The organism is Streptococcus sp. HMSC062H02 (assembly GCF_001813005.1).
GTDB classification, from domain to species: domain Bacteria; phylum Bacillota; class Bacilli; order Lactobacillales; family Streptococcaceae; genus Streptococcus; species Streptococcus oralis_S.
In genome coordinates, this window is the sequence record NZ_KV811097.1 from 83,720 (window position 1) to 91,767 (window position 8,048).

Annotated in this window: 7 protein-coding genes; all 7 read left to right on the plus strand. The window is 39.5% G+C overall.

The window, feature by feature from the left end; translation table 11 throughout:
* The first annotated feature begins 1 nt into the window (after position 1).
* Positions 2-310, plus strand: coding sequence for a hypothetical protein (locus tag HMPREF2885_RS01920; protein ID WP_049490270.1), 309 nt, complete (start codon positions 2-4; stop codon positions 308-310).
* A 220-nt stretch (positions 311-530) separates the two neighbouring features.
* Positions 531-815, plus strand: coding sequence for a WXG100 family type VII secretion target (locus HMPREF2885_RS01925; protein ID WP_001173991.1), 285 nt, complete (start codon positions 531-533; stop codon positions 813-815).
* Between the two features lie 71 nt (positions 816-886).
* A complete protein-coding gene (gene esaA / locus HMPREF2885_RS01930) occupies positions 887-3,916 on the plus strand; it encodes a type VII secretion protein EsaA (RefSeq protein ID WP_070656929.1) in 3,030 nt (1,009 codons plus the stop codon).
* Positions 3,917-3,927: 11 nt separating this feature from the next.
* Entirely contained in the window at positions 3,928-4,392 is a 465-nt protein-coding gene (gene essA, locus HMPREF2885_RS01935) for a type VII secretion protein EssA (RefSeq protein WP_000720508.1), read from the plus strand.
* A gap of 66 nt (positions 4,393-4,458) precedes the next feature.
* On the plus strand, positions 4,459-4,698 hold the full coding sequence (locus HMPREF2885_RS01940) for an EsaB/YukD family protein (protein ID WP_000434883.1): 240 nt from the start codon (positions 4,459-4,461) through the stop codon (positions 4,696-4,698).
* Positions 4,699-5,970 (plus strand): type VII secretion protein EssB, encoded by a 1,272-nt coding sequence (essB, locus tag HMPREF2885_RS01945; protein ID WP_049519732.1) that lies wholly within the window; start codon positions 4,699-4,701, stop codon positions 5,968-5,970.
* A gap of 21 nt (positions 5,971-5,991) precedes the next feature.
* Positions 5,992-8,048, plus strand: a 2,057-nt coding sequence (locus tag HMPREF2885_RS01950) for an FtsK/SpoIIIE domain-containing protein (protein WP_261674081.1), incomplete at its 3' end; no start/stop codon positions are given.

Genomic DNA, 8,048 nt, shown 5'->3' on the forward strand with positions numbered 1-8,048 from the left:
CATGGATAAAAAGGAACTTCAGAAACTAGAGGATGAGCATAATCGTAAATTACGAGACTTAGAGCGTTTGGAGATGGATTTGGATGATGATTTCCACAAGTTTAGCAGGGAGACGGATCATCTCCTAGAGGCGCTTTCCTATGCATGCAGAGACAGTAGTTTTGCTGAAATTCAACCATATATCTTTGAGATAGAGAATAATTTAGATAACTATCATAAACTTTACAAGAGTCGTATAGAGAATGTGCTGGAAGCTCGCCATCAAGAGAATAAAAACTTTTATAGAAAGTTAGAAGAAAAGAACGTTTAACAAATATACCTTATCAAAGAAGGATGATGTGAGTTTGTTATTATAGATAAAAAAAGAAGTAATTATACAAGAAAAGTAGATAATTTAATCCTTCTTACTAGTTTTTAGATGGAAATAGCTCTTATTTTTTTATAAATAGAATAAAAAATGAATTTTAAACTTGCAATTGAGGCAAATTATTGATATAATGAGGGCATAAATTAATATAAAGGAGTTTCACATGGCTTTAATTCAATTAACAACAGAAGAATTGCGCACCTCTGCTCAAAAGTACACTCAAGGTTCTGAGGAAGTAAGACAAGTACTTCGTACATTAACTCAAGAGCAAAATACTATCCGAGACAACTGGAAAGGTGCTGCTTTTGAGAGCTTTGATCGCCAATTCACAGAATTGTCTCCAAAAATTGAGGAGTTTGCAACTTTGCTTGATGAAATCAATGCTCAATTGAACAAGGTTGCTGAAATTGTTGAACAAAACGACCAAGATCTTGCATCACAAATTTAATTTGTTATATAAGTGGCTTTAGGAGGGCGAGAGCCTTCCTATTTTTTATGACGGAGAAGATTTAAAGTAATATGAAGAAGAATAGAATTTTTAAATATATAGGAAGTAGTCTGCTGGCATTAGGATTGCTTGCATTGATTATTTTTTTGAATCTATCTGTTCAAAAAAATACAACGATTAGCAATGAAAATAATGCAAAGGCTAATCAGCAGACAAAATTAAATGTAGCTATCGTAAATGAAGATAAGCCTGTCTACGTAGATACAAAAGAATACAATCTAGGTGCTAGTTATGTAAAAAATATCGAGCGTGATAATTCACAAAACTGGTCTGTTGTCCCTCGTGGAGCAGCTGATTCTGGGTTAGAAAGTGGGAAATACCAACTCGTTTTAACAATTCCTAGTGACTTTTCTGAAAAAATACTCGATATTAACAGCATCAATGTTGACAAGACAACCATCAATTATAAGGTGAATGCGCAAGGAAATTTGCAAGTAGAAAATGATGCAAATAAACTAGCGAAAGATATTGTTGCTGATTTGAATGGTCAGTTAGTCGATATGTATATGGCTAGTATTTTGAACAACCTTTATACAGCACAAAAGAATGTCCAAGCTAGCTCACAGATACAAGCGACCAATATCGGAAACTATCGTACGAATTTATATAATACAGCTATCAACTCTAAAAATCTTTTCCCAACTCTCTATAGTATGTCTAGTTCCTCTGTTGACGCCAACAGTGCTTTAAAGACAGGTTTGGATAGTTATTCTCAGATTTTTGGTCGTTATGACGTTTCACAGATTGCCTATGGTAAAAAGCTTGACACTCTGCTTCAGGATAGGGTCACTGAGAAGAAAAATCATGCGGATGTTATCACTGGGCTCATTTCTCAGAGTTGGGAAGACGTTAAGGGACAAATTGAAACTTATAAGGAATTAATTAAAGCTCAACGTATTCTGACTTCTAATATAGATGGAACACCAGCATCCACTGATGGAACGTCACCAGAAGTTGAGGCTCACTATAAAAAAGTAGCAGATAATATCAGCAAAGAGATTGCTACTTTAGAGACCAATCTAACAGATGAAAGAACCAAGTTTGAGAATCATAAAAAGGATATTCGTAACTTTGTCGATGAAAAATTAGCTGCTTATTATGAGACAAGTGAGAAGAATAATATCACTCTCGGTCAATTTTTGGATAAAGCTGCAAATAAGGACCTAGAGAAGGTTGAGGAATCTCTAAAAACGCAGCTGGCTTCTGCAATCTCAGAACTACCCAAAGAAGACTTTAGTGGAAAAGAATTTAGTGGTTTTGGTATGACACCAATCACAATTCCTTCTGTAAACTATACTGAATTAAAAACAATCAAAGAGCCTAGTGACGAAATCAATTCGACTGATTTGAAGAATTTGGAAGATCTGGCAATCACGAGTACGAGTGCTGTTGGACGAACAGGAACAAAGGCTAAGGTATCATGGAAAGCTGAATCAGGAGTGACAGTTCACTCAGTTACTTATGATGGTACACCAGTTGAGTTTGGTCAAGAAATTGATTTGAAGACGGGTGGGACTTTTAAAGTAGCCTATAGTGTTGCAGAGGCAGCTCCGACTCCAACTACAGGTTCAACCGGGACTCCAAGCCCAGCTCCAAAAGCAGAGCTAAAATCAATTAATATTTCCTTGAATGATGTCCAAGCAGCCAGTGCTCCAGTAGATGTGTTACGTGTTCAGCAAGCAGCAGTGAGTTATGGACAAAAGGTTCAGAAAATAGCTTCTGACTACCAAAAGGTGGAAGCACTCAGACAAACATACAATGCTGTCAAAGAGTTACGAAATAGTGATGTAACAGATGCTTTGTCAAATATTTGGCTTGAAGCTATTAGTTCAAATCTGAAGAAATATGAAGACAGCTTAACTACACCTGCTAGCGATAAAGAAACTGATGGTGTCAAAGGGAAAGTAGATAAAGCCTTGTCAGCACTGACTAAACTGAAGCCTGTTCTAGAAAAAAATGTGCAGGATGTTTTGTCTACCAACCAAGAATTGAATAAAAAAATCAAGGAACAGTTAAAGTTGTACGAGCAGTTGGAAGATAATCTAAAGGATTTGGTTAAGAAGCAAGGGAAAGGCAATGATGCTTTTGAAGAGACTGATAAACAATTGGCCACCCTAAAATCGGATTATGCAGCTCTATTGTCAGAAACTACGGGTGTGAAGGAGTCTTCTCAAAGTAATGTCAAAGCTGCAGAGTCTGTGAATGAAACTTTAGGTAAGTTCAATCGTGAATTGTCAAATGCTCAAACAAGTACTGAAAAGTTGTCACAAGATGCTGACTCCTTGATGACGCAGTTTAACGAAGAATTGACTAACAATGGAAACTTTGTAGAATCCTTTGTGAAGGTTCTGAATAATGCCTATCAAAATGGGGTACCAAACGAAGTTTTGTTGAACTTCTTATCCAATCCTGTTACCCAAAATGCTACTTCAGTGAAAGCGACTGTCAATGTTTACCGTCCATTTACATGGATTTTACTATTGGAGATTGTTAGCCTCTTTACAGCCTATCTGTTTGCAACTCAAAACGTTATTCGCAAAGTCAAAGATAAGTTCAAACTTGATAAGTTACATGATACAGACTTGATGACGGTAACCATCCTATCTGCTTTAAGTCTCGTTGTCGGATTGGTAGTTGGTGTTGTATCAAGTGTTCAGCTACAGGTTGGCCGTGAATATCAACCATCTTGGGTTCTATTAATTGTTTTAGCCGCATTTGTACTGATTCAAGGACAATATCTATTGCTTAAACATTTCCGAGTGATTGGTATGGGACTCTCCTTCTTTATGATGATTAGCTTTGTCTACCTATCAAATGCTATTGGGACAACAGCAAGTCTAACTGGTTTCCCAGCATTTATCAAAAATCTCAATGCGTTATCGATATTAGAAGGTTTGCTCTCAGGATACTTTGATGGACATCCAGCAGCAATTATCGCTTTTGTTGCAACGATTGTTGTCATAGCTGTTTTACTTGTTATAAATGTTTTTATCAGAGAAAGTAGTTTGTGGTTTCAAACAAGCCAAGCTGAGAAAGAATAGAAATTAGAAATATGAAGAAAATCATTCTTTTCCTTCTTACCTTAGTAACATGTGCAGCAGTCTCTGGGGCTGCTGCAGATGATTTGAAGGATAACAGTCTGCAGATTGATGATTCCCGACTTGAAAAGAAAGAGGGATTGAAATTTGGTCTACAGTCTGAACAAACCAAGGAGCTTTTTAATGAAGCAACTCAAAAGAGGTTGCAGGACATGCAACAGCATCAAGAGGAACAGTTGATCACAGAAAGGGGCCAACTGTTTTCTGCTATACAGAGACCAGTGAAAAAATCTTCTGAAGAACAGTTGTTTCAGCCCAATGCTCAAAAAACAATCAAGTTCCAAACAAATATAGGCCATGTAGAAAAAGGTGGTCTGAATGACTTTCTTCCAGAGATATTCTATGTGGTGTTGATTTTCTTGCTTTTTGGAGCAACGGCAGTAATGAGTTATCGTGTGATGGTAGAAGGGATGGACTAATTTTACAACTAGTCTGTCTAAATAACTTAGAAAAGGATAAACCAGACATAGGAGGCGTGAAAAAAGGTGGAGCAACATATCAATATTACCCTACGTTTGAGAGAAAGAGATGTGGATATTCGCATTCCACGGCGAATTGAAGTGCGCCGGCTGGTGCGAGAAGTGGATACGATTTTTAATCCAGGTATCAAGCGAAAAAAATATCAATTAAGAATTGTCAATAAAGGTTTGTTGATTGATGAAGGGAAACATCTGTCTGATTATCCTATGACGACAGGAGATTTAGTAGAAATTGAGGAGATATAGGTGGCTGAAGAAAAATTTGAATTTGGTGGACAGTCGTTTGTCTATGAAAAAAATGAAACAAACTGGGAATTAAAACTCAAACGTTCAGATGTTGCGAGTCAAGATTTACGGGAACTCTTACTATTGGATTTGCATCATCCATTCTTTTTGGAGCAATCGATGGTGTCTGATGAGGATAGTGTCACCTTCTCCTATCAAGTCGAAGCTCATGGACTGACTTATGAGGAAATAAAGGAACGTACCATTTCGGAAAGAATCCGTTTGGCCCTAAACGTTTTTCGTCTAGAGGGCGCCTTGGAGTTACCTGTGACTTTCCTTTTGCACCCAGTAAATCTCTTTATTACCAAGGATGCTCAGGCTAAGATTGCTTATCGTGGAATTCCTGGTCTGATGGTTCCTCAATCCATATCCTCAGAAGATTTTTTACGCCAGGCTAAATGTTTTACAGTAACACTATTTAGCGATTTGGATTTCATGGATCTTTATAATGGTTCCTTGGAATTAGAGACCTTGCCCGACTTCTTAAATGACCTATGTCAGGCAGATGATATAGAGGCTGCAGTAGCTGTTTTGGAGAAGTACTACACGGAGAAGGCTGCGAAAGAACGGGCAGATTTGGTCTTGGTTCCAAGTAGACGCCATCGTGTCTTTAAACTGGCAACGATTTGGTTAACAGCCAGCGTTGTCTTGTTGATCGTTCCACTGATCTATCTGATTTTTGTGCAAAATCCTTTCAAAGAAAAGATGTTGCAGGCAGATACTGCCTTTATTAAAGTTGATTATAGTGGTGTTATTACAGAATTAGAGAGAATTGATCCAGCTAGCTTGCCGAATACGCAAAAGTATGAGTTGGCTTACTCTTATATTCAGGGGTTGGAATTTTCTTCTGAACAAAAGAAAGTCATCTTGAACAACGTAACACTCAAGTCAGATGAGCTTTATTTGACTTACTGGATCCAGGTTGGGCGCAATCGCTTTGAAGAGGCTCTAGATATTGCCAAACGGATTAACGACAGTGACTTGATTCTCTATGCTTTGACTCAGGAAATCAAGCAGGTTCGAGAAGATGGCAACTTGTCAGGGAAAGACCGTGAAAGTAAGTTGAATACTTTGGAAAGCGAGTATAAGAAATACTGGGATAGTCGAAGTGAGCTACTAACGAGTGAATCAAGCTCCAATGCTTCTACAACTCCTAACCCTCAAGACAAGGCTTCTGAAACCAAACCGTCATCTGAGAAGAAACCTGTTCCAAGTAGCTCCTCTAGCAATTAAAGTAGACCAAGGAGAGAAATTATGAAAAAACAAATCATTTTCTACAGCCAAGGTCTGCGTTATGAAGTAGAACTGAGTGCAGATAAGACGGTCTTGGTCGGGGCGACTGAAAAGGCCCAAGTCTACCTTTCTCAACAGGAAAGACCGATTCAGCTCAAGGTCGATGGTGACGAGGTCTTTTATCAGTACGATGATGAAGCGGGACTCTTGAAAGATGGTCTGCGTTTGGGTGAGGTCGTCTTTTATCTTCGAGAAGGGGAGCCAAGGGTTTATGACCTTTTGGATTTATCAGAGTTTCAGATTGGCTCTCAAAGAGGTGCGTTGATCACACTAGATGGAGATGTTGAACTCTTACTCCAAAAATCCCAAAATCAATGGAAGCTAACTCGACTAAAAGGCGCATTTTATCGAAACAATCATCTGGAACAAATGGACCAGCAATTGATTGATTTTGGAGATGAGTTGAGTCTAGGGGCGGTGACGATCAAGTTCTATCCAGATGAAGTATGGGTTCAGGGTCCTGCCCAAGTTGGGCCACAACTGACTCTGAGAGAACCATCTCGATATGGTTTTTATGAAGATTATCCAGATTATCATCGTTCTCCACGGATCATCTATCGTGGTAGCGAGGATAAAATCTTGATCAATCCCCCAGGCCAGGAGCCGGTTAAGCCGAGCGATGAACTGTTAAAGCTGATCGTTCCTCCTTTAATGATGGTCGGGGTAACTGTCTTGATCACCTTGATTCAACCTCGAGGGATTTATATTCTTGCGACAGTAGGGATGTCCATAACCACAATGATTTTTTCTATCCGTGGTTTTATCAAAAATCGTAAAAAGTACAAGGCTGATAAGAAGGAACGGGTCGATCTCTATCGCCTTTACCTGAAAGATAAGGTCAAGGAATTGACTCGTCTGGAGCGAGAACAAAAAGAAGGGATGCACTATCATTTTCCAACGATTTTAGAATTGACGGACTTGGTTGAGAGTTACAATCATCGGATTTACGAAAAGACTCCCTTGCATTTTGACTTTTTATACTATCGTTTGGGACTCGGGAAAATGCCGACTAGCTATGACTTGAAATACGGTCAACAGGAGCGTAGCGGTAAGAAGGATGCTCTAGAAGAAGAGGGTTACGCTCTCTATAGTCGTCACAAAAAGATCCCAGATATGCCAATCCCGGCAAACCTCAGCCATGGACCGGTGGGTTATATTGGACCTAGAAATCTCGTTCTAGAACAACTGCAACTTTTGGTGATGCAGCTAGCGACTTTCCATTCTTATCATGATGTGCAGTTTATTACGATCCTGCCTGAAGAGGAAAAAGAGCAATGGTCTTGGATGCGTTGGCTACCTCATGCTAAACTGCAAGAACTCAATGTCCGCGGTTTTGTCTACAATCAACGAACACGGGACCAAGTTCTGAATAGTTTGAACCAAATCTTGAAACTACGTCGTAGTCAAAAGGAAGAAGCATCCCACAAGGAGAGCACCCTCTTCCATCCTCATTACGTGGTTTTAGTGACCGATGAGAAGCTGATTTTGGATCATATCATCATGGAGTTCTTTACCGAAGATCCAACGGAATTAGGCTGTTCTCTCATCTTTGTAGAGGATGTCATGAGTTCCTTGTCTGAGAACATCCAGACAGTGATCAATATCAAGGACCGCAATACGGGCCAACTGGTCATGGAAGAAGGAGTTTTGAAAGAGACGGACTTCCATTTGGATCATTTCCCAGCAGATTATGACAAGGAGCGGATCGCCCGTACCTTGGCACCGCTCAATCACCTCCAAAATCTTAAGAGTTCGATCCCAGATTCTGTGACCTTTATGGAAATGTATGGGGCGGAGACCTTTGAGGATTTGCAGGTATCGAGCCGTTGGAAAAAGAACGCACCTTACAAGAGTTTGGCTGTGCCAATTGGTCTGCGTGGTCAGGATGACCTGGTTCAGCTCAATCTGCATGAAAAAGCCCATGGACCTCATGGATTGATCGCAGGGACGACTGGATCAGGGAAGTCAGAAACCATCCAATCCTATATCCTATCCCTCGCTGTTAACTTCCACCCTCA

Coding starts and splice junctions, on each gene's coding strand:
- esaA (WP_070656929.1), top strand. CDS start 887: ATGAAGAAGAATAGAATTTTTAAATATATAGGAAGTAGTCTGCTGGCA.
- HMPREF2885_RS01920 (WP_049490270.1), top strand. CDS start 2: ATGGATAAAAAGGAACTTCAGAAACTAGAGGATGAGCATAATCGTAAA.
- HMPREF2885_RS01925 (WP_001173991.1), top strand. CDS start 531: ATGGCTTTAATTCAATTAACAACAGAAGAATTGCGCACCTCTGCTCAA.
- essA (WP_000720508.1), top strand. CDS start 3,928: ATGAAGAAAATCATTCTTTTCCTTCTTACCTTAGTAACATGTGCAGCA.